This is a genomic window from Bradyrhizobium sp. USDA 4486, assembly GCF_054057995.1.
Genome location: NZ_JBSRZV010000001.1, coordinates 6,774,944 through 6,799,739, shown reverse-complemented (window position 1 = coordinate 6,799,739; position 24,796 = coordinate 6,774,944). Strand labels below are relative to the sequence as shown.

21 protein-coding genes are annotated in these 24,796 nt (G+C 65.6%); 10 read left to right on the top strand and 11 right to left on the bottom strand.

Features of this window, described 5'->3' with window-relative positions; genetic code table 11:
* The first annotated feature begins 107 nt into the window (after window positions 1-107).
* Complete coding sequence (locus ACVWY3_RS32070; RefSeq protein WP_235541726.1) at window positions 108-353, top strand: PilZ domain-containing protein; 246 nt, start codon at window positions 108-110, stop codon at window positions 351-353.
* Between the two features lie 184 nt (window positions 354-537).
* On the opposite strand, the gene ACVWY3_RS32065 is transcribed toward ACVWY3_RS32070, so the two are convergent.
* The 5 genes from ACVWY3_RS32065 to cobS all read right to left on the bottom strand — a co-directional run bounded on the left by ACVWY3_RS32065 (window position 538) and on the right by cobS (window position 6,665).
* Complete coding sequence (locus ACVWY3_RS32065; protein ID WP_456842039.1) at window positions 538-945, bottom strand: hypothetical protein; 408 nt, start codon at window positions 943-945, stop codon at window positions 538-540.
* Between the two features lie 236 nt (window positions 946-1,181).
* Window positions 1,182-2,294, bottom strand: a complete 1,113-nt coding sequence (locus ACVWY3_RS32060) for an NADH:flavin oxidoreductase/NADH oxidase (protein WP_456842038.1) — start codon at window positions 2,292-2,294, stop codon at window positions 1,182-1,184.
* A 160-nt stretch (window positions 2,295-2,454) separates the two neighbouring features.
* Window positions 2,455-3,528 (bottom strand): esterase-like activity of phytase family protein, encoded by a 1,074-nt coding sequence (locus ACVWY3_RS32055; protein WP_456842037.1) that lies wholly within the window; start codon window positions 3,526-3,528, stop codon window positions 2,455-2,457.
* A complete protein-coding gene (gene cobT / locus ACVWY3_RS32050; protein WP_456842036.1) occupies window positions 3,525-5,429 on the bottom strand; it encodes a cobaltochelatase subunit CobT in 1,905 nt (634 codons plus the stop codon). The genes ACVWY3_RS32055 and cobT overlap by 4 nt, the downstream gene beginning before the upstream one ends.
* A gap of 237 nt (window positions 5,430-5,666) precedes the next feature.
* Window positions 5,667-6,665, bottom strand: coding sequence for a cobaltochelatase subunit CobS (gene cobS, locus ACVWY3_RS32045; protein WP_018643488.1), 999 nt, complete (start codon window positions 6,663-6,665; stop codon window positions 5,667-5,669).
* 309 nt (window positions 6,666-6,974) lie between these two features.
* On the opposite strand from cobS, the gene ACVWY3_RS32040 reads away from it, so the two are divergent.
* Entirely contained in the window at window positions 6,975-7,634 is a 660-nt protein-coding gene (locus ACVWY3_RS32040) for a DedA family protein (RefSeq protein ID WP_456842035.1), read from the top strand.
* Window positions 7,635-7,814: 180 nt separating this feature from the next.
* Here ACVWY3_RS32040 and ACVWY3_RS32035 read toward each other — a convergent pair whose 3' ends face one another.
* Window positions 7,815-9,044, bottom strand: a complete 1,230-nt coding sequence (locus ACVWY3_RS32035) for a citrate/2-methylcitrate synthase (protein ID WP_456842034.1) — start codon at window positions 9,042-9,044, stop codon at window positions 7,815-7,817.
* Between the two features lie 84 nt (window positions 9,045-9,128).
* On the opposite strand from ACVWY3_RS32035, the gene ACVWY3_RS32030 reads away from it, so the two are divergent.
* Together ACVWY3_RS32030 and ACVWY3_RS32025 are read left to right on the top strand one after the other, a co-directional pair.
* Window positions 9,129-10,223 (top strand): citrate synthase/methylcitrate synthase, encoded by a 1,095-nt coding sequence (locus tag ACVWY3_RS32030; protein ID WP_456842033.1) that lies wholly within the window; start codon window positions 9,129-9,131, stop codon window positions 10,221-10,223.
* A gap of 165 nt (window positions 10,224-10,388) precedes the next feature.
* Window positions 10,389-11,444, top strand: coding sequence for a sensor histidine kinase (locus ACVWY3_RS32025; protein ID WP_456842032.1), 1,056 nt, complete (start codon window positions 10,389-10,391; stop codon window positions 11,442-11,444).
* Window positions 11,445-11,528: 84 nt separating this feature from the next.
* On the opposite strand, the gene ACVWY3_RS32020 is transcribed toward ACVWY3_RS32025, so the two are convergent.
* On the bottom strand, window positions 11,529-12,164 hold the full coding sequence (locus ACVWY3_RS32020) for a J domain-containing protein (protein ID WP_456842031.1): 636 nt from the start codon (window positions 12,162-12,164) through the stop codon (window positions 11,529-11,531).
* A 138-nt stretch (window positions 12,165-12,302) separates the two neighbouring features.
* Between ACVWY3_RS32020 and ACVWY3_RS32015 the strand changes: the two genes are divergently transcribed.
* Window positions 12,303-12,572 carry a BolA family protein gene (locus ACVWY3_RS32015; RefSeq protein ID WP_456843508.1) on the top strand — a complete coding sequence of 90 codons (270 nt, stop codon included), beginning with the start codon at window positions 12,303-12,305 and terminating at the stop codon, window positions 12,570-12,572.
* 96 nt (window positions 12,573-12,668) lie between these two features.
* On the opposite strand, the gene ACVWY3_RS32010 is transcribed toward ACVWY3_RS32015, so the two are convergent.
* The 3 genes from ACVWY3_RS32010 to ACVWY3_RS32000 are packed head-to-tail and all read right to left on the bottom strand — an operon-like array spanning window position 12,669 to window position 15,772.
* The gene (locus ACVWY3_RS32010) at window positions 12,669-13,973 is read right to left on the bottom strand and encodes an HlyC/CorC family transporter (protein ID WP_456842030.1); all 1,305 of its coding nucleotides are present in this window, start codon (window positions 13,971-13,973) and stop codon (window positions 12,669-12,671) included.
* A gap of 30 nt (window positions 13,974-14,003) precedes the next feature.
* Window positions 14,004-15,152 (bottom strand): 3-dehydroquinate synthase, encoded by a 1,149-nt coding sequence (gene aroB, locus ACVWY3_RS32005; protein ID WP_456842029.1) that lies wholly within the window; start codon window positions 15,150-15,152, stop codon window positions 14,004-14,006.
* Window positions 15,149-15,772 carry a shikimate kinase gene (locus ACVWY3_RS32000; protein WP_456842028.1) on the bottom strand — a complete coding sequence of 208 codons (624 nt, stop codon included), beginning with the start codon at window positions 15,770-15,772 and terminating at the stop codon, window positions 15,149-15,151. The genes aroB and ACVWY3_RS32000 overlap by 4 nt, the downstream gene beginning before the upstream one ends.
* 161 nt (window positions 15,773-15,933) lie before the next feature.
* On the opposite strand from ACVWY3_RS32000, the gene ACVWY3_RS31995 reads away from it, so the two are divergent.
* The 4 genes from ACVWY3_RS31995 to ACVWY3_RS31980 all read left to right on the top strand — a co-directional run bounded on the left by ACVWY3_RS31995 (window position 15,934) and on the right by ACVWY3_RS31980 (window position 20,466).
* A complete protein-coding gene (locus ACVWY3_RS31995) occupies window positions 15,934-16,080 on the top strand; it encodes a histidine kinase (protein ID WP_283083333.1) in 147 nt (48 codons plus the stop codon).
* Between the two features lie 17 nt (window positions 16,081-16,097).
* Complete coding sequence (gene xerD / locus ACVWY3_RS31990; RefSeq protein ID WP_456842027.1) at window positions 16,098-17,084, top strand: site-specific tyrosine recombinase XerD; 987 nt, start codon at window positions 16,098-16,100, stop codon at window positions 17,082-17,084.
* Between the two features lie 337 nt (window positions 17,085-17,421).
* Complete coding sequence (locus ACVWY3_RS31985; protein ID WP_456842026.1) at window positions 17,422-18,384, top strand: acetyl-CoA carboxylase carboxyltransferase subunit alpha; 963 nt, start codon at window positions 17,422-17,424, stop codon at window positions 18,382-18,384.
* A gap of 534 nt (window positions 18,385-18,918) precedes the next feature.
* Complete coding sequence (locus tag ACVWY3_RS31980; protein ID WP_456842025.1) at window positions 18,919-20,466, top strand: L,D-transpeptidase family protein; 1,548 nt, start codon at window positions 18,919-18,921, stop codon at window positions 20,464-20,466.
* A gap of 214 nt (window positions 20,467-20,680) precedes the next feature.
* Here the strand turns inward: ACVWY3_RS31980 and secA are convergent, their stop codons facing one another.
* Window positions 20,681-23,521, bottom strand: coding sequence for a preprotein translocase subunit SecA (gene secA / locus ACVWY3_RS31975; protein ID WP_456842024.1), 2,841 nt, complete (start codon window positions 23,519-23,521; stop codon window positions 20,681-20,683).
* A gap of 353 nt (window positions 23,522-23,874) precedes the next feature.
* Between secA and ACVWY3_RS31970 the strand changes: the two genes are divergently transcribed.
* On the top strand, window positions 23,875-24,795 hold the full coding sequence (locus tag ACVWY3_RS31970; RefSeq protein ID WP_456842023.1) for a peptidylprolyl isomerase: 921 nt from the start codon (window positions 23,875-23,877) through the stop codon (window positions 24,793-24,795).
* Window position 24,796 lies beyond the last annotated feature (1 nt).

Here is a 24,796-nt window from a genome sequence, read left to right as displayed (position 1 = left end):
ACTTTTCGTTAAAATTCTCCGGCCCGCCTTAGCGTCATCGCATCAACTCCTCTGCATCATCCTGCACAGAGCCCGCCTTAAGCAGCGGAATTGGAGGAGATGTGCCAATGCATCCGCGCAAGTTCGTCCGCGTCAAACCCGCAGGCCTCGTGTCCCGCCAGGCCAAGATCATCACCGACCCGCGCGCGCCGGTCATCAACTGCACGCTGATCGACTATTCGCCCGGCGGCGCCTGCGTCGATCTCGGCGGGCAGGTGAAGATCCCCGATAGGTTCGAGCTCTTGCACGTCAACACCAAGAAGCGCTGCCGGATCGCCTGGAAGCGCGGCACGCGCGTGGGTGTGGTGTTTTGAGATAGCGAGGCGCGCCGCTTACCCTCCCCTGGAGCGGGAGGGTCGATCGCGCGCAGCGCGAGCGGGGTGGGGTGATCTCTCCATTCGGGCAGTCCTCGTGGGGAGAGATCACCCCACCCCGCTGCGCATTCCGCTTCGCTCCATGCCCAGCGACCCTCCCCCTCCAGGGGAGGGTAAGTGCCATCTACTTCCGCATCCTCGCTTTCGTGCCCGCCACGATCTGCATGGCGACGCCGGCGATCCAGCCGAGCAGAGCGAGCCAGGTCCAGGCGATGTGGGGCTCGAGCCGCAGCACGATCACGGCGACGGAGGCGAGCGCGGTGATGGTGGCGCAGAGCGTGCCGGCGGCGCTCAAGAATTCCGCGGCGTCGATATGGCTGTGCGCGTCGTCGAAGGGAAGCTGCGGCGTGTCGATGCCGAGATAGAAGCCGACGAAGCCCAGCAGCATCATCGTCAGCAGGAAGCCCTGCGTGGTGAGGTGCGCGATCGACGAGCCGACATAGGCGCCGACGAACAGCCCGCACGCCGCGCCTGCCATCGCCAGGCCGACGCGCTCGAACACATGGGCGGTCTTCCGGACACGAAACCGCATGGGCGGGCCTCCGTGATGTCCCTCGATGCAAGGTTAGGCCAGTTTTGCGGACCGCGAAAGCCGAGGAGTTTTACGGATGCGTGAGGTCGCGAGATGGTGAGGCGGACGACGGGCGCCACATAGTCCGCCGTCGTCCCTGCGAAAGCAGGGACCCATAACCACCGGAAGCAGTTTTGCGAGGACTCGAAATGAAGTTGTCAACGCGCGTTTGCGCCTCATCGCGCCTCACTGCGCCTTCACCGCGCCCCGAACGTCGTCCTCCCAAACAGCGCCTTCTGCGTCGAGGGCTGCGAGCGCCAGTATTGCGGCGGGGCTTCGACTTCGCCGCCGAGTTCGGCGGCGGCGTGCCAGCCCCAGCGCGGGTCGTAGAGCATGCCGCGGGCGAGCGCGACCATGTCGGCCTTGCCGCTGGCGACGATGTCCTCGGCCTGCTTCGGGTCGGTGATGAGGCCGACCGCGATGGTCGGCAATCTGGTCTCGCGCTTGATGGCCTCGGCAAACTGCACCTGATAGCCGGGGGCGAGCGGAATCTTCTGCAGCGGCGAGACGCCGCCGGAGGAGGCATCGATCCAGTCGATGCCGCGCGCCTTCAGCGCGCTCGCGAACTCGATGGTCTGACCAAGGTCCCAGCCGCCCTCGACCCAGTCGGTCGACGACACCCGCATGCCGACCGGCTTGTCGTGCGGCACGACGGCGCGCACCGCGTCAAAGACCTCGAGCGGGAAGCGCATGCGGTTCCGCAGGCTGCCGCCGTATTCATCGGTGCGCTTGTTGGAGATCGGCGACAGGAACTGGTGCAGGAGATAGCCGTGCGCGCCGTGCAGCTCGATCGCGTCGATGCCGATGCGCATCGCGCGCTTTGCCGAATCGACGAAGGCATCGCGGATACGCTTGAGGCCCGCGCCATCCAGCGCCAAGGGCGCGGCCTCGCCCTCCTTGTGCGGCACCGCTGATGGCGCCACGGTCTGCCAGCCGCCGCGCTCGACCGGGATCAGCTGGCCGCCGTCCCAGGGCCGCGCGCTCGACGCCTTGCGGCCGGCATGGGCGAGCTGCATCGCCACCGCGGTGGAGGAATGCTTGCGCACGGAAGCGAGGATCTGCTTCAGCGCGGCCTCGCAGGCATCGCTGTAGAGCCCGAGGCAGCCCGGCGTGATGCGGCCGATCGCCTCGACATGGGTCGCCTCGATGCAGAACATCGCCGCGCCCGACAGGCTGAGATTGTTGATGTGGGTGAAGTGCCAGTCATTGGCGACGCCGTCATCGGCCGAATATTGGCACATCGGCGACACCACGACGCGGTTCTTCAACGTCAGGCCGCGCAGCTTGATCGGGGAAAACAGGGCGCTCATGCGGGGAGTTCCGGGGGATGGAGGGATGGAAGCGATTGCATGAAGTTTAGTCGGTGGATGGCGAATTGCGAGTTGCGCGGGCGGCATGGCGGCTAGCGGCGGCATGCATTGCGGGTGTCATGTGGTCAATGAGAACACCGTCGCCACAAACTCGGCGCGCCTACTCCACCAGCGTGAACTGCAGCAGCAGTGTCCGTTGCAGCAGCGAGAAATTGTCGTCAGACACCAGCGTCAGCACGGTCTCGCCCTCGGCGGTGACGTGGGTGTCGATGCCTTCCATGTTGTCGATCTCGTGGCCGAGATCGGCGGCGAACAGCGCGGGGCCGTCGACCACCGCGCCAGGCGCGATGGACTTCAAGGGAATCGACCGGATGCGGATGTTCACGCCGGTGAACCAGGAGAATTTGCGCTCGAGGATGAGGAGCTCGCCGCTGGGCAGCAGCACGGCATCGCTGATGTCGAACTTGTCGGTGCGGCGCACGCCGAACTGGCCGGGCGCGGGACCGCCGATCAGGAACGCGACCAGATTGCCGTCGGCATCGAGTCCGCGCTCGGAGAAGGCGATCAGGGTGCCGGCCAGCGGCTGGCCTTTCGGCACGAAGACCAAAGCCTCCAGCCCCTTGTTGGTCGGCAGCTTGCGGATCGCCGCCGGCGTCGGCACCACCTCGCCGCGCGCCTGCGTACCGCCCTTGGCGAAGTCGAAGCGCATGATCTGGTTGACGCGCTCGAGCCCGACATAAAAGACACTGCCGTCACGCGCGAGCGACTCGGTGTCGTACCAGTAGCGCGTCTCGGTGATCGGCCTGCCTGCCGCATTCAGCATCGGCGCCGCCTCGACATTGTCGAGCGCGACCATCTTGCCGCTGGAATAACGGATGCTGCCGGTGAACCAGCTGCCCTGGTCGGACAGCGCGAGGAAACGCTCGCCCTTGCTATCGAGAAACCGGAGCGCGGACAGGCCGCCGAAACCGCGATGCGGCGAGGTCAGCACGAGGCCGCTGCGATATTCCAACGATCCGAAGCGCACGCGCGAGCGGTCGCGTGGCTCGAACGAGGGGATCTGCCGCGCATTGACCTCGATGCTGACGGGCGCGGTGACGGCGTGCTCGACTTGCGCCGGGCGAGGCGCCGGCTCGGTCGTGGCCTGCGCCTGCGCCAATCGGGGCAGCGTGAGGATAGAACATCCCGCCGCCGCGTGGCCAAGAAAGCTGCGGCGGGATGGCTGCGTGCTCACGAATGCAATTTGCGTCGCGGGCGACCGGCCGGCTGGGTTGGTGCGGTGTTGGTCTCGCTGAAGAGCTCGGCGAGCTTCTCGGTGATGGCGCCGCCGAGTTCTTCCGCGTCCACGATCGTCACCGCGCGGCGATAGTAGCGCGTCACGTCATGGCCGATGCCGATCGCGATCAGCTCGACCGGCGAGCGGGTCTCGATCTCCTCGATGATGTGGCGCAGGTGCCGCTCGAGATAGTTGCCGGCATTGACCGACAGCGTGGAATCGTCGACCGGCGCGCCGTCCGAGATCATCATCAGGATCTTGCGCTGCTCGGGCCGGCCGAGCAGGCGCTTGTGGGCCCAGTCCAGTGCCTCGCCGTCGATGTTCTCCTTGAGCAGACCCTCGCGCATCATCAAGCCGAGATTCTTGCGTGCACGGCGCCAGGGGGCGTCGGCGGACTTGTAGATGATGTGGCGGAGATCGTTGAGGCGGCCGGGATTGGGCGGCTTGCCGGCGGCAAGCCACGCCTCGCGCGATTGCCCGCCCTTCCAGGCGCGCGTGGTGAAGCCCAAAATCTCGACCTTGACGCCGCAACGCTCCAGCGTGCGCGCCAGAATGTCGGCGCAGGTGGCGGCGACCGTGATCGGGCGTCCGCGCATCGAGCCGGAATTGTCGAGCAGCAGCGTGACGACCGTGTCGCGGAACGTCGCCTCCTTCTCGTGCATGAAGGACAGCGGGTGATAGGGATCGGTGACCACGCGCGACAGGCGCGCGGGATCGAGGATGCCCTCTTCGAGGTCGAACTCCCAGGCGCGGTTCTGCTGCGCCATCAGGCGGCGCTGCAGCCGGTTGGCGAGGCGGGCGACGATGCCCTGCAGATGCGCGAGCTGCTTGTCGAGATAGGTGCGCAGGCGCTCCAGCTCGTCATGGTCGCAGAGGTCTTCGGCGGAGATGACTTCGTCGAATTTCGGCGCGAAGGCGTGGTATTCCGGTCCGCGCGGCTCGTTCCTGCCGTGCGCGTTCGGACGCGTCGCCTCGCCCGGCGTCTCGTCGTCGCCGAGCTCGCCGTCGTCGAAGGTGTCGGAGGTCGAGGCCTGCGCGCTTTCCATCGCGCTCTCGCTCATCTCCTCGCTGGAGGCCTGCGCCTGGTCGGCGCTCATCTCCTGGGCGGCATCGGAATCGGGCGAGCCTTCGGCACCGGACTGATCGTTGTCGCCGTCCTGGTTTTCGTCGTTCTCGTCATTGTCCTCGCTGTCGGCGTTGCGCTCGTCGCCGAGCTCGAGCGCCGAGAGCAGATCGTGCACGGCATCGCCGAACCGGGTCTGGTCCTCGACCACGCCGTCGAGCCGGTCGAGCCGCTTGCCGATCTTGTCCTCGAGGATGGGCCGCCAGAGATCGACCATCTTCTTGGCGGCCGTCGGCGGCGCCATGCCGGTCAGGCGCTCGCGCACCAGCATCGCCAGCGCATCGGCCAGCGGTGCGTCGGCGCGGTCGGTGATCTCGTCGAATTTGCCACGGTGGAAATGGTCGTCGAGCATCGCGGTGAGGTTTTTGGCAACACCGGCCATACGGCGTGCGCCGATCGCCTCGACGCGGGCCTGCTCGACCGCCTCGAACACGCCGCGCGCCTGCGGATTGCCGGGCATCAGCTTGCGGTGCACCTTGGGATCATGACAGGCGAGCTTGAGCGCAATGGAATCGGCGTGGCCGCGCACGATGGCCGCATCGCGCTTGGTCAGTTTCCGCGCCGGCTCCGGCAGCCGCGCCTTGCCGGGGGCAAGGCCGGGGCGCTCGGCGGCGAACGAGACATCGAGCTCGGGCGATTTGGCGATCGCCTTGAGGCAGGAAGCCACCGAGCGCTTGAACGGCTCGGTCGGCGCTTCCTTGGCGTTGCGGAATTTGGAGTTGGAGGTGGTGCTCATCTCGATCTCACCGTCGTCCCAAGCTCAGCTTGAGCTGTCGTCCCGCGAACGCCGGGACCCATAACCACAGGACGTCGCTTGGCGAAGGGTGGCAACTGATAGCTCGCGCAACAACCACGGCCTGTGCTTCTCGCGACGAGCGCAAGCGCTCGCGCGGGGATCCCGGATCTGCGCTCCGCCCTGGACAACGCTTCGCGTTGCCAAGAGCTGCGCTTGTCCGGGACGACATCTCACACCTCAGCTCAGCGCCACGTTGACTGCCGATTCCGGCAGCTCCGCATTGAAGCAGCGCTGATAGAACTCGGCGACCAGGGGACGCTCGAGCTCGTCGCACTTGTTGAGGAAGGTGACGCGGAACGCGAAGCCGATATCGCCGAAGATGTCGGAGTTTTCCGCCCAGGTGATCACCGTGCGCGGGCTCATCACCGTCGACAGATCGCCATTGGCGAAGGCGTTGCGGGTGAGATCGGCAAGGCGCACCATCTTGTTGACGATGTCGCGGCCTTCCTGGGTGCGATAGTGCTTGGCCTTGGCCAGCACGATCTCGACTTCCTCGTCATGGCTGAGATAGTTCAGCGTGGTGACGATCGACCAGCGGTCCATCTGACCCTGGTTGATCTGCTGGGTGCCGTGATAGAGGCCCGAGGTATCGCCGAGGCCGACCGTGTTGGCGGTCGCAAACAGGCGGAACGCGGGATGCGGCTTGATCACCTTGTTCTGGTCGAGCAGCGTCAGGCGTCCGGAGACTTCGAGCACGCGCTGGATCACGAACATCACGTCCGGGCGGCCGGCGTCGTATTCGTCGAACACCAGCGCGACGTTGTTCTGCAGCGCCCAGGGCAGGATGCCGTCACGGAATTCGGTGACCTGCTTGCCGTCGCGGACGACGATCGAGTCCTTGCCGACGAGGTCGATACGGCTGATGTGGCTGTCGAGGTTGACGCGCACGCAGGGCCAGTTCAGGCGGGCGGCGACCTGCTCGATATGGGTGGATTTACCGGTGCCGTGATAGCCGGTCACCATCACGCGGCGATTGCGGGCAAAGCCGGCGAGAATGGCGAGCGTGGTGGCGCGGTCGAAGCGATAGTCGGAATCGACTTCGGGCACATGAGGATCGACTTCGGAATAGGCCGGCACTTCGAGATCGCTGTCGATCCCGAACACCTGGCGCACCGACACCTTCATGTCGGGCAGACCGGAAACTTCCTCAACTTTGGACATGGCGGCGGTCGTCATCAATCCTCCGAGGTCCCGGGCGGTCCCGAAACCGGTTATTCGCACGTTGGCTGCGGCTGGGTGCTGAAAATCAACCTATCAGAGACAACGAGCCGGCAGAAGCCCGCGCGCCAATCAAAGTTCCGTTGTCTTTTCATTTAGATAGGTCAGGAACGCAGTTTTTGGAGGGCTGCCTTGCGAATCATGCCGAATTTCGCGCCGGGACGGGTGCCGTGACCGCGAGAATGGCACTTTTACCACCCGTCCTTACTTGTGTAGGGTCCCGCCCCCTGGGTGAACCCAAGTCCAACCGACCGCCACAGAGACGACGTGACGTCCTTTCTCGATCCGCTCATCTCCTTCGTCTCAGTCCATGCGTGGCTGGCCTATCTGACCCTGTTCCTGGCGGCGCTGCTGGAAGCCGTGCCGGTGGTGGGATCGGTCATTCCGGGCTCGACCATCATCCTGGCGCTGAGCGCCCTGGTTCCGGGCGGTGAGCTGAAGCTGCAATGGGTGCTGCTGGCGGCCGCGCTCGGCGCCGTGCTGGGCGACGGTTCGGCCTATTGGATCGGGCACCGGCGCCAGCGCGAGATCCTCACCGCCTGGCCGCTGACCAATTACCCGCGCGTCGTCGCCGAGAGCGAAAGCTTCTTCGAGCGCTTCGGCACCTGGGCCGTGTTCTTCGCCCGCTTCGTGCCGCCGATCCGCGCCTTCGTGCCGGTGACCGCCGGTGCGCTCGGCATGGCGCCAGCACGGTTTTACGTGGTGAATATCCCGGCGATCCTGGCCTGGGCCCCGGCGCATGTGCTGCCGGGCGTGCTGGCGGTGTCGGCCTTCCACCAATATTTCGGCGTGCCGCACCACGGGCATCCGTTCAAGCACATGTGGATCTTGACGGTGGTCGGCGTTGCGATCGTGGTGGGCGTGGCGCTGTGGATCTATCGCCGGCGAAATGGTGGCGGTGTCGCGACGGTGAAGCCGCGAGCTTAGATTTTACCCTCCCCTTGAGGGCGACGGGGTGGGGTGATCTCTCAGCACGGGCAGTCTTCGCGTGGAGAGATCACCCCACCCCGCTCGCGCTTCGCGCGATCGACCCTCCCCCTCCAGGGGAGAGTAAGAGCCGGGCCTGCATGTTCGGGACGCGCGTTGCGCGTTCCTCACCATGAGGGTCTAGCTCTTGGACTCCGCGCCTGCCGCCCGCCTCCCCGGTGCCGGCCCGACATACCTCGCCCTTGGCCTGATCAACTTCCCGAACTGCAATTGCTCGCTGGCATGGGCGATCCAGCCGACGCTTCGCGCCATCGCGAACAGGGCGAGCTCGCTGCCGGCAGGCAGCCGCAGCGCATGCACGAGCACAGCCAACGCGTAATCGATATTCACGAGCTCGCCGGTCGCCTCGATGATCCGCTCCGGCACTTCGCGGGTGAATTTTCGCGGCGCGCCGGCGCGGGCCAGTGCATTCAGCAGCGATTGCGCGCGGGGATCGCCGCGCTTGTAGACGCCGTGGCCGAAGCCGGCAAAGCGCTCGCCGAGCGCGACGCGCTCGCGCACCATGGGCTCGACGTCGCGGTCGATCAGCGTCTTGACGAGCTGCGAGGCCAGCACGCCGGCGCCGCCATGCTTGGGGCCTTTCAGCGCGGCAAGGCCCGCAATCACTGAATCATAGAGGTTGAGGCCCGTGGACGCCGCACAGCGCGCGGTGAAGGTCGAGGCGTTCAATTCGTGATCGGCGAGCAGCACGAGCGCGCGGCGGATCAGATCCGGCGCGTGCTTGTTGTCCGCCGCCCAGGCGCGTCCGACCTGCTGGTGCAGCGGCTCCGCCGACGGCTCGGCATTGAGTATGGTCGCAACCAGCAGCCGGAGGATGCGTGCGCCGACCATGGCGCGGCCATCCGGGGCGCGGGTGAACGCACGAGGATCGGCGCTGGCGGCGAGCGCCAGCACGGCAATGGCGCGATCGATCGGCGCGGCGCGGCGCGCAGCTCCCGCGATCGCGCGCATCTCGTCGGAAATCTCCGGCTGATTGTCCGGCGCGAAGGGATCGACCTCGGAGACGTCCCATAGCAGCGTCGCGGTGTGCTCCAGCGTGTCATTCTCGGCGAGATCGACGCAGTTCACGCCACGGTAGATGGCGCCCTCCTCGGTGATGGTCGATATCTCCGTGTCCATCACCGGCAGATCGGCATCGAAGCTGCGCAGGCCGCGCGGCTCGGGCGATGGCACCCGGCGCTCCTTCAGCGCGCGGACGTCCTCGGCGCGGTAACGGTTCTTGCGCGAGTCTGGCGTCGGCTCGGAGCGGATCAGGCCGCGGCTGACATAGGCGTAGAGCGTGGCTGGCGAGATCGCGAGCTCGGCCGCTGCTTCGCGGGCGGAGAGGTAGAGCTCCCTGGAATTTTTCATATTGATTTATGTAATCGAGATTGATCAATCCGTCGAGGGGCCTGATGTTTCCTTCTGTGCAGCGCAAAAAGGGAGATTTGGGTCATGAACATCCACCTCACCAAAAGTCAGATCGGGCTGGACGGCATTCCTGCGGCCGAGACCGTGCTGAGCCATGTCGATGGCGAGCGGGGCGAGCTGATCATCGCCGGCGAGCATGTCGGCCGCCTCGCCGCCGTCTCGAGCTTCGAGGGCGTCACCGCCCGCCTCTGGAATGGCGCCAGCAAGACCACCCTCACCGAGGCCAATGTGCGGGCGAGCCTGGGCGCGGCGCGCGAGCGCGCCTTCGCACGGCTGCCCCAATTGCTCGCAGCGAGCCAAGGCATGGGCATCGTCGACGGGTTTCGTGCGGCGGTCGCGGGGCTGCGCGCCGAGCCCGGGCTCGAGCACGAGGCCACCATCGTCGGCGCGTTTCCGGTGATCGCGGGCGCGCTGGTCCGGCGCGCGAAAGGGCTCGATCCGGTCGCGCCCGATCCGGACGTGAGCCACGCCGCCGATACGCTGCGCATGTTGCACGGACGCGCGCCTGCCGCGCGGGAGGTCACCGCGCTCGATGCCTATCTCGTCACCGCCAGCGACCACGGCATGAACGCCTCGACCTTCACCGCGCGCGTCGTTGCATCGACGCAAGCCGATCTGTTTGCCGCCGTCACCGCCGGCTATTGCGCGCTGACCGGCCCGCTGCATGGCGGCGCGCCGGAGCCGGTGCTGGAAATGCTGGACGCCATCGGCAGGCGCGAGCGGATCCAGCCCTGGGTGGACGCGGCGCTGGCGCGCGGCGAGCGGATGATGGGCTTTGGTCACCGGATCTATCGCGTGCGCGATCCGCGCGCCGACGTGCTCAAGACCGCGGTCGAGGCGCTGGCGTCCAACGGCACCGATCTGCCGTTCGCCGGCGAGGTCGAGGCCTATATCCGCGCCGCCCTGCGCAAGAAGAATCCGGAGCGGCCGCTGGAGACGAATGTGGAGTTCTTCACCGCGATCCTGCTCGATGCGCTGGCGATCCCACGACAGGCCTTCACGCCGATCTTCGCGGTGGCGCGCAGCGCAGGTTGGACCGCGCATGCGCGGGAGCAGCAGCGCACCGGGCGACTGATCCGGCCGAGTTCGTCCTATGTCGGGGTGATGCCGGAGGCGTGAGACCGCCAGGGAACCAAAAGGAAAGGCGACAGCGGAGCTGCGCTCCGCTGTCGCACCCGAAGTCCTGATCTACGGCAGCTGGAGGAGCCGGTACGTCTCGGACGAGCACCTTGGAACATCCGCGCGGCCAGCGCATTGCCTGATCTGGCCCCGCAGAGGAATGCAATGCTGGACTTGTTTGGACAAGCGGACGAGGCCAGGATTGGCGAGATCGCCGCCGGCCATGCGCCAAGCCGGCTCGAAGCGGGAGCCGATTCCGAGAGGCGGTTCCGGGACCTGCTCCAGGCGCTGCCCGCCGCCATCTACACGACCGACGCGACGGGCCGCATCACTTTCTTCAATCAAGCTTGCATCCACTTTGCCGGACGTACGCCGAAAATCGGCGAGATGTGGTGCGTGACGTGGAAGCTCTATCTCCCCGATGGCACGCCGCTCCCCCACGACGAATGCCCGATGGCCGTCGCGCTCAAGGAGAACCGGCCGGTGCGCGACGTCGAGGCTGTGGCCGAACGGCCGGACGGCTCCCGGATCTGCTTCATGCCATATCCGACGCCGCTGCGCGACGGGCGCGGTCAACTGGTTGGCGCGGTGAACATGCTGGTCGACATCACCGCCCGCAAGGAAGCCGAGCAACGGATGATGCTGCTCACATCCGAGGTCGACCATCGCGCCAACAATCTGCTTGCGGTGTCTCAGGCCATGCTGCGGCTGACCAAGGCCGACACCGCAGAGGAATTTCGGGCCGTCTTTGCGGGCCGGCTCAGCGCCCTTGCCAACGTGCAAAGACTGTTCTCGGCGTCGCGCTGGACCGGCGCTAATCTGAAAACCATCGTGGAAGAGGAGCTCCGGCCGTACGCAAGCCCGGACGGCGAGCGGATCAGCATCGCGGGAGAGGAGGTCCATCTGCCGCCGACGCTGGCGCAGTCGATCGCAGTCGCGCTGCACGAGCTGGCGACCAACGCCGCCAAATATGGCGCGCTGTCGATACCTTCGGGCCGGCTGGAGATCCGCTGGGAGACCACGGGCACAGAATCTCTCGTGCTGCACTGGTCGGAGAGCGGCGGTCCCCGGGTTGACGAGGCGCCGAAGCGCAAGGGCTTCGGAATCGGCGCGGTCGACGGCATCGTCCGGATGTTGCAAGGACGGGTGACCCGGCGGTGGCGCCCGGAAGGACTGGTTTGCGAATTGTCCCTGCCGGAAGCGTCGATGAGAGCGCGATGAGATTGGGATGCAGCGTCGTCGCGCTTCACCTCGTTGCTTGAGCACGATCCTTCCGGAAGACCTCACGGTTTTCCGGATCCCGCCCTACGCCTCGCGCACCACGGTCTTCAGATAATTATACGCCTTGATGATCTCGATCAGGCGATCCTCGGTCGAGCGGTCGCCGCCGTTAGCGTCGGGGTGGTGCTGCTTGACCAGCGCCTTGTACTTGGTCTTGACGTCGGCGAGCGTGGCGTCGGGGCCGAGGCCCATGACCTGGAGCGCCTTGCGCTCGGCGTTCATCACCTTGCGCGTCTCGGCCTTGGGCTGCGCGTCGGGGCCCTTGCGCCAGCTGGCGCGGCCGTTGATCTCGCTGAACATGCTGAATGGATCGAAGGCGCCGTCGATCTCGGCTTCCGATCCCTTCTTGACGCCGCCATTGGCGCCCATCTTCCAGGTCGGGCGGTGGCCGGTCAGCGCATCCTTCTGATAGCGCGCGACCGCGTCAGCATTCATGCCGGAGAAGAAATTGTAGTTCTGGTTGTACTCGCGCACGTGGTCGAGGCAGAAGTGCCAGTACTCGCGCTGGTTCTCGCGCCCCTTCGGCGCACGGTGCGAACCCTTGTTCTGGCATCCGGCCCATTCGCAAGCGACCACGGTCTCGCGCGGCTTCGCTTCCGGCTGCTTGCCGCGCGGCTTGACGCGAATGGAGTCGAAGAACTTTGATGAATCGATCGGCATGGCTGACTTTGACTACGCAATGCAAAAACCTTCAAGTCTTGACATTGCAATTAGGACGAAACCCCGCAGCATTTCGGCGTTTTCAGAACGGCCGCCGGCGGCATTGACGGGGTGCGATCACGTACCTTAATGGCACTCATGGTCATGAAAGATACTATCAGCAACAAGTTGCAGGAAGCTTTCACGCCGGAAAGCCTGCGGGTCGTCGACGAGTCACATTTGCATGAGGGCCACGCCGGCCATCGGCCAAGCGGCGAGACGCACTTTCGCGTTTATATCGTATCTGAAGCCTTCAAAGGGAAGAGCCGGGTCGACCGCCACCGCATGATAAATTCGGCGCTGGCCGCGGAACTTTCCGGCAGCGTTCACGCGCTCGCGATCCACGCGCAGGCGCCGGGGGAAAATTAGCTCCGTCATTCCGGGGCGGCTCGAAGAGCCGAACCCGGAATCTCGAGATTCCGGGTTCGCCGTTCGGGCGCCCCGCAATGACGATACAAGAAGGACTTAAAACGACGTCCCCGCCCGCCTCGGCTTCGCCTCTTCCATCTCGGCCTCGCGCGGCACCGGTGAAATACGGAGCGCGGTGATGCGGTTGCGTTCGCGGCGGAGGACGCGGAAACGGAAGCCGTGAAAGGTAAAACTTTGGCCGCGGTCGGGGATCGAGCGCGCCTCATGAATGACGAGGCCGGCAACCGTGGTTGCCTCTTCGTCGGGCAGATGCCAGTCCATGGCGCGGTTGAGATCGCGGATCGGCACCGAGCCGTCGACCACCACCGAACCATCTGGCTGGGCGCGCACGCCGGCGACGACGACGTCGTGCTCATCCGAGATATCGCCGACGATCTCCTCCAGAATGTCTTCCAGCGTTACGAGGCCTTCGACCTCGCCATATTCGTCCACCACGAGCGCGAAATGGGTCTTGCGGCGGCGGAAGGCCTTCAGCTGCTCGGAGACGGGGCGCATCTCCGGCACGAACCAGGGCGGCAGCGCAATGGTGGAGACGTCGATGCGCGAGGTGTCGCCGTCGGAGGCGCGGATCGCACGCAACAGGTCCTTGGCGTGGAGCACGCCGATGATGTTCTCCGGCTTCTCGCGCCAGAGCGGGATGCGGGTGTATTCGGTCGCCAGCACCTCGCGTACCAGCTCTTCCGGCGGCAGGTCGGCGTTGATCATCATCATCTCGGTGCGATGGATCATGACGTCGGAGACCTGGAGCTCGCGCAGGTCCAGCAGGCCGCCGAGCATGTCGCGGTCCTGCTTCTCGACCTTGCCCTCGTGATGCAGGAGGTCGACCGCGCCGCGCAGGCGCTCGGTCGGCGACAGGATCGCCTGGTGCTCGCCGGCAAGGCCGAACAGGCGCATCAGGACACGCACGATGACTTCGACGATTCTGAGCAGCGGCCCCAGCACATACATCGTCAGCCGCATCGGGCGCGCGACCGCGAGCGCGATGCGGTCGGGCGCGTTGATGGCGATGGTTTTCGGTAGCACCTCGGCGAAAATCACGACCAGCGCGGTCATGACGCCGGTGGCATAGAGCACGCCGACATCGCCGAACCAGGAGGTGAAGATGCCGGTGGCGAGCGCGGAGGCGCCGATATTGGCGATGTTGTTGCCGAGCAGCAGCGCGCCGATCAGGCGCTCGCGCATGTCGAGCAGCTCAGAGACCACGTCGGCGTCGTGATTGCCCTGCTTGGAGAGCCTGAGCATGCTGGCGCGCGAGGCGCCTGTCAGCGCGGTCTCGCTCGCGGCAAAGAAGCCCGAGACCAGCAGGCAGATGATGACGATGGTGAAGCCGAGCCAGTCCATGCACCACTCGAAAAAATGATCAGCCGCGCATCAAGCCTTTTGCGCGAGCTTGTCCTTGAGGAAGTCGCGCACCGGAGCCGGCTCGACATCCTTAGCGATGACGGCGCGCCCCACGGCCTCGAGCAGGATGAAGGTGAGCTTGCCGCGCTTGACCTTCTTGTCCTGCGCCATCAGCGCCATCAGCGCGTCGGCGTCCGCAAGTCCTTCCTGCGCGAAACCCGCGATGTCGTGCAAGCGCGTCGGCAGGCCCGCCTCGATCAGATGACGCTCGACGCGCGCCGCCTCCGCCTCGCCGATCATGCCGAGCTTCGCCGAGAACTGCGCCGCCAGTGTCATGCCGATGGCGACGCCCTCGCCGTGGAACAGGCGATCGGAGAAGCCGGTCGCGGCTTCCAGCGCGTGACCGAAGGTGTGGCCGAGATTGAGCAGCGCGCGCTCGCCGGTCTCGCGCTCGTCGCGCGAGACGATTTCGGCCTTCGCCCGGCAGGAGGTCGCGATCGCATGCTCGCGCGCCGAGCCGCCCTTGAAGATGTCGGAATGGTTCTTCTCCAGCCAGGTGAAGAAGGCCTCATCGCCGAGCACGCCGTATTTGGCGACCTCGGCATAACCGGCGCGGAATTGGCGCGGCGACAGCGTGTCGAGCACGGCGGTGTCGGCGATGACAAGCACCGGCTGGTGGAAGGCGCCGAGCAGGTTCTTGCCCTGCGGCGAGTTGATGCCGGTCTTGCCGCCAACGGAGGAATCGACCTGCGCCAGGAGCGAGGTGGGTACCTGCACGAAATCGACGCCGCGGCGCAGGATCGCCGCGGCAAAGCCGGCGAGATCGCCGACCACGCCGCCGCCGAGCGCGATGACGAGATCGTTGCGCTCGATCCTGGCGGCGATCAAGGATTCGCTGACCTTCTCGAGTCCTGCGTAGGTTTTCGAGATCTCGCCTTCCTCGACCACGATGTGCGAGGTCGGAATGCCGCTGGCCGCGAGCGAGGCTTCGGTCGGCTTGAGCCAGTATTTTGCGACGGTGCGATCGGTGACAACAGCCGTGCGGACACCGGGACGCAACGCGGCAACGCGTTCGCCGAGCGAAGACAGCACGCCGCGGCCGATGACGATGTCATAGGCGCGATCGCCGAGCGCGACGTCAACATTGACAGGGTCGGAGTGTTTCAACGGCGCGGTCATCGTGCGGTACTCGCGACGTCGGCAGGTGGCTGGGCGGACTGCGCCCCGCAGAGATGGGCGTGCAGCATCTCGATGGTCTCCTCGACGATCTTGTCGTGCGGCACGTCGCGCGAGGCGATGGTGAGGTCGGCATTGCCATAGATCGGCTCGCGCTCGGTGAGCAGACGCGTCACGGTTCCCTCGGGGTCGGGCGTCTGGAGCAGCGGACGGTCGGCGCGGCGGCGGACGCGGCGCATGATCACGTCGTGGTCGGCCTTGAGCCAGATCGAGATCGCTTTGGCCGCGATGCGCTTGCGCGTCTCCTCGCGCATGAAGGCACCGCCGCCGGTGGCAAGCACCAGCGGTCCACCCTCGAGCAGCCGCGCGATCACGCGGGCCTCGCCGTCGCGGAAATGCGGCTCGCCATGGCGCTCGAAGATCTCGGGTATGGTCATGCCGGCCGCCGCCTCGATCTCGGTGTCGGCATCGACGAAGGGCAGCTTGAGCCTGAGAGCGATGCGGCGACCGATGGTGGATTTGCCCACCCCCATCATGCCGACGAGCACGATCGAGCGCGCGCCGAGCGCCGACAGGATGCCGGCCTCGGGGGACGCAGGAATCGGCAAGGCGGCGTCGGACATGAATTTCGCTCTGGATCTCGCTCAATCTGCCGCCAAAGGCGGCATGGTTTGGCCACCTATACGACCCCGCAGGGGGCCTCGCCAGAGGACTCTTGCCACGAAACGGCGAACATGTTGGATGATTTCATTGGTTAATTCGCTACGCCCGAGACCCTATCCCGATGCCCAGCCTGTTCCGCTTCCTGACGGTCGTCGCCGTGATCGCCGGCATCGTCTATGGCGTGGTATTCGCGCTGGCGAACTTCGTCAGCCCCAAGTCGCGGGAAATGACGGTGACGATCTCGCCGGATAAGTTTCTCAAGAAATAGGAGCTAGCCTGACGGGCATGCGCGCCAAATCTTCCGCCAGCACGCCCTCCGATGCCAAGCTCACCGGCCTGTTCCTCGACATGCTCGCCGCGGAACACGGCGCCGGCCCCAATACGCTTGATGCCTACCGCCGCGACCTCACCGATTTCTCGGAATTTCTGGGCCGGATCGGCCACAGTTTCGCGGACGCGGAGACGCAAACGCTGCGCGACTACCTCGCCGACCTCGACACCCGCGGCTTCAAGTCCACCAGCGTTGCCCGGCGGCTGTCGGCGATGCGGCATCTCTATCGCTTCCTGCTGAACGAGCGGATCCGGAGCGACGATCCCGCAGCGATCCTGTCCGGCCCCAAGCGCGGCCGTGGCCTGCCGAAGGTGCTGTCGATATCAGATGTCGACCGCATGCTCCGCCGCGCCAAGGAACTGAGCGAGGCGGCGGAGGCATCGCCCTCGAAACGGCTGCGCGCGTTGCGGCTCTATTGCCTGCTCGAGGTGCTCTACGCCACAGGCCTGCGCGTCTCCGAGTTGATGGCGCTGCCGCGCTCGGCGGCCAAGCGCGACGCCCGCATGATCGTGGTGCGCGGCAAGGGCAACAAGGAACGCCTGGTGCCGCTCAACGAGGCTTCGCGCCAGGCGATGGCGGATTATCTCAGCGCAATGGAAGCCGCGAAGGAAGACAACAAGGGCGCGAAGAAAAAGGACGGCCTCGCCGCCACGAAATGGCTGTTCCCCTCCTCCGGCGAGAGCGGACACCTGACGCGGCAGCATTTTGCGCGCGACCTCAAGGAACTCGCGGTCGCCTCGGGCTTGCAGGCCCGGCTCGTCTCCCCGCACGTGCTGCGCCATGCCTTCGCCAGCCACCTGCTCCACAATGGCGCCGATCTACGCATCGTGCAGACGCTGCTCGGCCACACCGACATCTCGACCACGCAGATCTACACCCATGTGGTCGAGGAGCGGCTGAAGAGCCTGGTGCGCGATCTGCACCCGCTGGCGGAGAGGTAAACAGGTCTCGTGCCCCGGACGCGGCGCAGCGCCACTTCGGCGTTGCGCTGCAGAGCCGGGGCCCATCTCACCACGTGTCGTGCCGCTTGCTGGGCCCCCGGCTCTGCGCAGCAGCGCTAAAGGAGCGCTGCAGCGCGTCCGGGACACGAGATCGGGGTCGGGACTGCAACCGAAACCGCCTTGACTTCGGCCACATCTCCGCAGAAAGAGCCGGAGCCTTTCGAGTGATCTGGCGCGTTTCCTGAGCGCACAGGTCAAGCCCTTGAAGAAGCTACACTTCTCTCCTCGAGCTCAAATCCGCTTCGCCGCCTCGCCCGATCCTTCCTATATTGAGTTGATGCAAGACCAGATGCGCAGCTATCTCGATTTCGAAAAGCCCGTCGCCGAGCTCGACTCCAAGGTCGACGAATTGCGCGCGCTCGCCGCCACCGGCACCGATATCAGCGATGAGATCGCGCGGATCGAGGACAAGGCGGCGCAGGCGCTGGCCGACCTCTATCTGAACCTGACGCCGTGGCAGAAGACGCTGGTCGCGCGGCATCCGCAGCGGCCGCATTTCAACGACTTCATCAAGGGCCTGATCACCGAATTCACCCCGCTCGCCGGCGACCGCAAGTTCGGCGAGGACGAGGCGCTGGTCGCCGGCTTCGGCCGCTTCCGCGGCGAGCCGATCTGCGTGATGGGCCAGGAAAAGGGCGATTCCACCGACAGCCGCATCCGGCACAATTTCGGCATGGCGCGGCCTGAGGGTTATCGCAAATGCGTGCGGCTGATGGAGATGGCCGAGCGCTTCGGCCTGCCGGTGCTGTCGCTCGCCGATTCCGCCGGCGCCTATCCCGGCATCGGCGCCGAGGAGCGCGGCCAGGCCGAGGCGATCGCGCGCTCGACCGATGCGTGCCTGGCGCTGACCGTGCCCAACGTCGCGATCATCACCGGCGAGGGCATGTCGGGCGGCGCCATCGCCATCACCACCGCCAACAAGGTGCTGATGCTGGAGCACGCGATCTACAGCGTGATCTCGCCGGAGGCCGCCTCCTCCATCCTTTGGCGCGACGGCACCAAGGCGCAGGAAGCCGCCAACAACATGAAGATCACCGCCCAGGACATGCTCCGCTTCGGGGTGATCGACGCCATCTTGAAGGAGCCGGTCGGCGGCGCCCACCGCGACCCCGCCGCCATGATCGCGACCACGGGCGAGGCGATCGCCAAGGCGTTCGACGAGCTCCGCGGCCTCGATGGCGAGGCGATCCGCAAGCAGCGGCGGCAGAAATTCCTCGATATTGGCCGGAAACTGGGGTGATTTGGCCCGGTTTCGGTGCCGTAGGGATAGGTAAAGCGACGCGCGCCTACCATTCCACACCATACGAACAGCTCGTGGACTACCTACGCCTCATTCCGGGGCGCCCGCAGGGCGAACCCGGAATGTCGAGCGTTCGGTGCTTCGCGCCGCCCCGGAATGACGAGCCCCAGCCCCGGTAACCCCGCGTTAACCCTTTTTTGCCCAAATCGGCGATCTCTGTACCGTTTTGGCCGAAAGGCCCTGTTAAGGCCCAAGGTTGCGTCCATTTAGTTCCTGTTGACCATGCCACTGGGCCAACGGCCTCGTGATCCCGGCTCGGGTTGCGGCCGCATGACCCAGAGGTTAGAATTTTAATCAATGGCTTCAGGGCATAAGCGCTGGAGCGTGGTCTGAACGAGCCGGCCATGGCGGGTCGGTTTCCGGTCAGGTCATGCGCCAAACGAAGTGGGGTTCGCGCTCTCTGCCCGGCACGGTGTGGGGTCCATCTTGATTTCTCGTTCGCTTGCTCGCGCGCTCTTGGCGTCTGTTGCGCTGATGACGGCCGGCGTCCTGCTGACCGGCTGCGATACCGACCAGGTCTCGCTCGCGACCAATGCCAAGGCCAACCAGCCGGTGCCGCCAAAGCTTCTCGCCGCGATGGCCGAGAAGGACATGGATCTGCAATCGCCGATCCTGGTGCGTCTGTTCAAGCAGGAGGCCGAGCTCGAGGTCTGGAAGCAGACCCGCTCCGGCCAGTTCGCGCTGCTCAAGACCTATCCGATCTGCCGCTGGTCGGGTGACCTCGGCCCCAAGGTGCGCGAAGGCGACCGCCAGGCGCCGGAAGGATTCTATTCGATCAATCCGAGCCAGATGAATCCGCAGTCGGCCTATTACCTGTCCTTCAACACGGGTTACCCGAACGCGTTCGACAAGGCGCTGGGCCGCACCGGCTCGCAGCTGATGGTGCATGGCGATTGCTCCTCGCGCGGCTGCTACGCGATGACCGACGAGCAGATCGCCGAGATCTATTCGCTCGGCCGCGAATCCTTCTTCGGCGGCCAGAAGGCGTTCCAGCTGCAGGCCTATCCGTTCAAGATGACGCCGGTGAACATGGCCAAGCACCGGAACAATCCGAACATGCCGTTCTGGAAGATGATCAAGGAAGGCTATGATCATTTCGAGGTGACGCGGCAGGAGCCGAAGGTCGATTTCTGCGAGAAGAAGTACGTGTTCGACGCGGCAAAGCCGGCCGACGCCAAGCGCGATCCGGTGTTCGACGCCTCCGCAAAATGCCCGGCCTATGTGATCCCCGAGGACATCGCCAGCGCGGTGCGCGAGAAGCAGGCCAAGGACGAGGCCGAATACGCGAAGCTGGTTGCCAAGGGCACGCCGGTCGCGCGCATGAACACCGGCATCGACGGCGGCATGAACAAGATCTTTGCCGCCAAGATTCCGGAGGGCTCGACCGGCCTGTCCGAGAGCGCCGAAGGCACCACGCTGCAGATGCTGGCGATGGCAAAGGCGCCCGGCACGATCCCGGGCCACGTCAATCCGCCCAAGCCGAACCTGGATGCGGTCGCAAGCGCGCCGCAGGAGGAGCCGGTCACAGCCAGCAGCGCGCCCGCGGCCAACATGCGCATCGCCGCGGCTCAGCCGGCCGAGAAATCCCAGGAAAAATCCCAAGAGAAATCCCAGGAAAAATCCCAAGGCGGCTTCTTCTCGAATCTCGGCCGCAAGATGGGCCTCGGCACCGCCGATACTACGGCGACGACGACGCCTCCGCCGCAAGCCACCGCGTCAGTCGCTCCGGCCGCGAGCACCACGACGCCGCCAACCGCAGCGTCCCGGCTGAAGGCCGCCGTGACGAGATTCGTGCCGGGACAAGACAAGTCCAAGGACGCGGCGAAGGACGCGACGAAGCCGGCGGTGGCTGCAAAGCCGGCCGAGCCAGCGAAGCCCGACACCCGCCTCGCCGCAACGCGGCCGGAGCTGAAGCCGTCAGTGGCGTCGGAGAGCGCGAGCGGCAGCGCGCCGATGATGGCCGGCGCGGCACCGGTGGTGCAGTCGAACTCGTTCGACAGCCGGTTCTCGGCGATGAAGTAGGCAGAGGCGAGATTTACTCGTCCTTCGCGGCGTTCTTCGGCGTGTGCTGCCTTTGGAGAGCGGAGAATACGCGAGCTCGCGCCTACAACCTCGTCATTGCGAGGAGCCCTTGCGACGAGGCAATCCAGAGTCCTGCCGCGGGGGCATTCTGGATTGCTTCGCTCCGCTCGCAATGACGGAGAATGAGGCGACGGTGTCGCGCCTCACTCAAACCTCACGCATACCGCCCGTGGCAGTGCTTGTACTTCTTGCCGCTGCCGCAGGGGCAGTCCTCGTTGCGGCCGACCTTGCCCCAGCTCGCGGGGTTCTTCGGATCGCGCAAGGCTGCGTCGGTCGCCTGCGGGGCGAGGGTGACGCTGGCGAGGGCCATCTCGTCTTCGCCGGTGTTCGGGTCGAACTTGTGCGCTTCCATCGCTGGCAGTACCGGTGCCTCCTGCTCCGGCGGAACGATCTCGACGCGCATCAGCTGCGCCGTGACGGCCTCGCGCAGGTGAGCGCTCATCTCCTGGAAGAGATTGAAGGCTTCGGTCTTGTACTCCTGCAACGGATCGCGCTGGCCGTAGCCGCGCAGGCCGATGACCTGGCGCAGATGATCGAGCATGATCAGATGCTCGCGCCAGAGATGGTCGAGGGTCTGGAGCAGAATGGTCTTCTCGACGTAACGCATCACGTCGGGACCCCATTGTGCGACCTTGGCGGCCATGTGCTCGTCGGCCTTGGTCTCGATGCGGGTGAGCAGCTCCTCGTCGGCGATGCCCTCTTCCTTGGCCCAGTCGTCGACCGGCAGGTCGAGATCGAGCACGCGCTTCAACTCGTCCTTGAGGCCGGCGACGTCCCACTGCTCGGCATAGGCATGCTCGGGCACGTGCTTGGCGACGAGGTCGTCGATGAAGGCGTGACGCATGTCGGTGACGGTCTCGGCGACGCTGTCGTCCTTCATCAGGTCGACGCGCTGGTCGAAGATCACCTTGCGCTGGTCGTTCTGGACGTTGTCGAACTTGAGGAGGTTCTTGCGGATGTCGAAGTTACGCGCCTCGACCTTCTGCTGCGCCTTTTCGAGCGCCTTGTTGATCCAGGGATGGATGATCGCCTCGCCCTCCTGCAGGCCGAGACGCTGCAGCATGCTGTCGAGACGGTCCGAGCCGAAGATGCGCATCAGATCGTCTTCCAGCGACAGGAAGAATTTCGAGCGGCCGGGATCGCCCTGACGGCCGGAACGGCCGCGCAGCTGGTTGTCGATGCGGCGGGATTCGTGGCGCTCGGAGCCGATGATGTAGAGGCCGCCCGGCTTCTTCACGGTCTTGGCGGGTTTGCTACCCTTCGCCGGCTCGATCTCGACGGTCTCCTCGGCCTTCAGCACGATGTCGCGGAAGTGCTCGATGTCGGCCTTGATCTGCTCGATCTTCTTGGCCTTCTCGGCCTCGTCCGTGATGCCGACCGTCTCCTGCTGGATGCGCATTTCGAGCGAGCCACCGAGCTTGATGTCGGTACCGCGGCCGGCCATGTTGGTTGCGATGGTGATCGCGCCGGGCACGCCGGCTTCCGCGACGATATAGGCTTCCTGCTCATGGAAGCGCGCGTTCAGCACTGCGAACAGTTTTGCCGGCTTGCCGGCGCGGGCGGCGGCATAGAGCTTGTCGAGCGCGTGCTCCTTGCCGAAATCGATCTGCTTGTAGCCGTTCTGCTTCAGGAATTCGGCGAGCACTTCCGACTTCTCGATCGAGGCCGTGCCGACCAGCACGGGCTGGAGCCGTGCGTTGGCGCGCTCGATCTCGGCGAGGATCGCCTGGTATTTTTCCTTCTGGGTCCGGTAGACCTCGTCGTCCTCGTCGAGGCGCGCGATCGGCAGATTGGTCGGGATCTCCACGACCTCGAGCTTATAGATGTCGAACAGCTCGTCCGCTTCGGTCGCGGCCGTGCCGGTCATGCCGGCCAGCTTCTCGTACATGCGGAAGTAGTTCTGGAAGGTGATCGAGGCCAGCGTCTGGTTCTCGGGCTGGACCTGGACGTGCTCCTTGGCCTCCAGCGCCTGGTGCAGGCCTTCCGAATAGCGGCGGCCCGGCATCATGCGGCCGGTGAACTCGTCGATGATGACGACCTCGTTGTCGCGGACGATGTAGTCCTTGTCGCGCGTGAACAGCGTGTGGGCGCGCAGCGCCTGGTTGATGTGGTGCACGACGGAGACGTTCTCGACGTCGTAGAGCGACTCGCCCTTGAGCTGGCCGGCATCGCGCAGCAGCGTCTCGATCTTCTCCATGCCGGCTTCGGTCAGCGTCACCGTGCGCTGCTTCTCGTCGACCTCGTAGTCGGTCTTGTCGAGCTTGGGCAGGAAGCCGTCGATGGTGTTGTAGAAGTCGGAGCGGTCGTCGAGCGGGCCGGAGATGATCAGCGGCGTGCGCGCCTCGTCGATCAGGATGGAGTCGACCTCGTCGACGATGGCGAAGAAGTGCGGCCGCTGGACCATGTCCTCGAGCCGGTACTTCATGTTGTCGCGCAGATAATCGAAGCCGTATTCGTTGTTGGTGCCGTAGGTGATGTCGCAGGCATAGGCCGCCTTGCGCTCGGCATCATCGAGGCCGTGCACGATCACGCCGGTGGTCAGGCCGAGGAAGCTGTAGATCTGGCCCATCCAGCCGGAGTCGCGGCGGGCGAGGTAGTCGTTGACGGTGACGACGTGGACGCCCTTGCCGGCGAGCGCGTTGAGGTAGACCGCGAGCGTTGCGACCAGCGTCTTGCCTTCGCCGGTCTTCATCTCGGCGATGTCGCCCTCGTGCAGCACCATGCCGCCGATCAGCTGGACGTCGAAATGGCGCTGGCCGAGCGTGCGCTTGGCCGCCTCGCGCACGGTGGCGAAGGCGGGCACCAGGATGTCGTCGAGCGTCTTGCCTTCGGCGAGCTGCTTCTTGAACTCGGCAGTGCGGGCCTTGAGCTCGTCATCCGAGAGCTTGATGAGCTCGGGCTCCAGCGCGTTGATCGCGTTGACGCGGGACTGGTATCCCTTCACCCGCCTGTCGTTGGAGGAGCCGAAAAACTTGCGGGCGAGCGCGCCGATCATGACCAGTTCCTGTGTTCGCGATTTAACCGCGTGGCAGCCGAAAGGTTGTCACCCACCTGCCTATCAACTCACCGTGACGCCTGATGGCGTCAGAGCCCGGACTGCGGGGGTCGTCCGCCATATGGGTGGGAATTGGGCAAGTCAGGGTTCAACGGCCAAAAACGCAGCAAAATAAACGCCATCGCCATGGACGCGACCGGGCAGAGATATGGCCGGGTCAGAGCCTTGTCAACGGCGGCCGCATTGCGGCTAATTCATCAAATTGACAGACTTTTCGCGTTGCAAAGCCCCCCTGAATTGGGCGAGTGTCCGCCCCGCTCGAGCAGCCCCCTGCTTCAACAAAAGGATTTTCCATGACCACCTCGTACCCGGTAACCACCGGCCAGCGTTTGCGCCTTGCCTCCGCCCTGGCTGGCAGCCTCACTCTGGCGCTGACCCTGGCGTTCGCGGGCCCGCTCCGGGCCGCCGACGATCCGGTGCTGGCGAAGGTCAATGGCGCCGAGATCAAGAAGAGCGACGTCGCCATGGCCGAGGAGGAACTCGGAGCGAGCCTCGCCCAGATGGACCCGGCGACCAAGGACGAGAACGTCCTGTCGTTCCTGATCGACATGAAGATCGTCGCCAAGGCCGCCGACGACAAGAAGATCGGCGACAGCGATGAGTTCAAGAAGCGCCTGGCGTTCGCCCGCAACCGCCTGCTGATGGACAGCCTGCTCGCCGGCGAGGGCAAGGCCGCCACCACCCCGGACGCGATGAAGAAGGTCTATGAGGAGGCCTCCAAGCAGATCACCGGCGAGCAGGAGGTGCGCGCCCGTCACATCCTGGTCGAGACCGAGGACGAGGCCAAGGCGGTGAAGGCAGAGCTCGACAAGGGCGCCGATTTCGCCGAGCTCGCCAAGAAGAAGTCGAAGGATCCGGGCTCCGCCGACGGCGGCGACCTCGGCTTCTTCACCAAGGAGCAGATGGTGCCGGAATTCTCGGCGGTGGCGTTCGCGCTGGAGCCCGGCAAGATCTCCGACCCCGTGAAGTCGCAGTTCGGCTGGCACATCATCAAGGTCGAGGAAAAGCGCAACCGCAAGGCGCCGGATTTCGACCAGGTCAAGACCCAGATCGAGAACTACGTCACCCGCAAGGCCCAGGCCGACTACGTCGCCAAGCTGCGGAGCGAAGCCAAGGTCGAGCGCATGGACCAGGCCGACGCGTCCAAGGACGCCAAGCCGGCCGACGCGGCCAAGCCGTCCGACAGCAAGATGGCGCCCCCCGCCAAGAAGTAAG

Coding starts and splice junctions, on each gene's coding strand:
- cobS (WP_018643488.1), bottom strand. CDS start 6,665: ATGACGACCGCCGCCATGTCCAAAGTTGAGGAAGTTTCCGGTCTGCCC.
- ACVWY3_RS32000 (WP_456842028.1), bottom strand. CDS start 15,772: ATGTCCGACGCCGCCTTGCCGATTCCTGCGTCCCCCGAGGCCGGCATC.
- xerD (WP_456842027.1), top strand. CDS start 16,098: ATGCGCGCCAAATCTTCCGCCAGCACGCCCTCCGATGCCAAGCTCACC.
- ACVWY3_RS32035 (WP_456842034.1), bottom strand. CDS start 9,044: ATGAAAAATTCCAGGGAGCTCTACCTCTCCGCCCGCGAAGCAGCGGCC.
- ACVWY3_RS32015 (WP_456843508.1), top strand. CDS start 12,303: ATGGTCATGAAAGATACTATCAGCAACAAGTTGCAGGAAGCTTTCACG.
- secA (WP_456842024.1), bottom strand. CDS start 23,521: ATGATCGGCGCGCTCGCCCGCAAGTTTTTCGGCTCCTCCAACGACAGG.
- ACVWY3_RS32025 (WP_456842032.1), top strand. CDS start 10,389: ATGCTGGACTTGTTTGGACAAGCGGACGAGGCCAGGATTGGCGAGATC.
- cobT (WP_456842036.1), bottom strand. CDS start 5,429: ATGAGCACCACCTCCAACTCCAAATTCCGCAACGCCAAGGAAGCGCCG.
- ACVWY3_RS31980 (WP_456842025.1), top strand. CDS start 18,919: ATGACGGCCGGCGTCCTGCTGACCGGCTGCGATACCGACCAGGTCTCG.
- ACVWY3_RS32060 (WP_456842038.1), bottom strand. CDS start 2,294: ATGAGCGCCCTGTTTTCCCCGATCAAGCTGCGCGGCCTGACGTTGAAG.
- ACVWY3_RS32010 (WP_456842030.1), bottom strand. CDS start 13,973: ATGGACTGGCTCGGCTTCACCATCGTCATCATCTGCCTGCTGGTCTCG.
- ACVWY3_RS32065 (WP_456842039.1), bottom strand. CDS start 945: ATGCGGTTTCGTGTCCGGAAGACCGCCCATGTGTTCGAGCGCGTCGGC.
- ACVWY3_RS32070 (WP_235541726.1), top strand. CDS start 108: ATGCATCCGCGCAAGTTCGTCCGCGTCAAACCCGCAGGCCTCGTGTCC.
- ACVWY3_RS31995 (WP_283083333.1), top strand. CDS start 15,934: ATGCCCAGCCTGTTCCGCTTCCTGACGGTCGTCGCCGTGATCGCCGGC.
- ACVWY3_RS32020 (WP_456842031.1), bottom strand. CDS start 12,164: ATGCCGATCGATTCATCAAAGTTCTTCGACTCCATTCGCGTCAAGCCG.
- aroB (WP_456842029.1), bottom strand. CDS start 15,152: ATGACCGCGCCGTTGAAACACTCCGACCCTGTCAATGTTGACGTCGCG.
- ACVWY3_RS31970 (WP_456842023.1), top strand. CDS start 23,875: ATGACCACCTCGTACCCGGTAACCACCGGCCAGCGTTTGCGCCTTGCC.
- ACVWY3_RS31985 (WP_456842026.1), top strand. CDS start 17,422: ATGCAAGACCAGATGCGCAGCTATCTCGATTTCGAAAAGCCCGTCGCC.
- ACVWY3_RS32030 (WP_456842033.1), top strand. CDS start 9,129: ATGAACATCCACCTCACCAAAAGTCAGATCGGGCTGGACGGCATTCCT.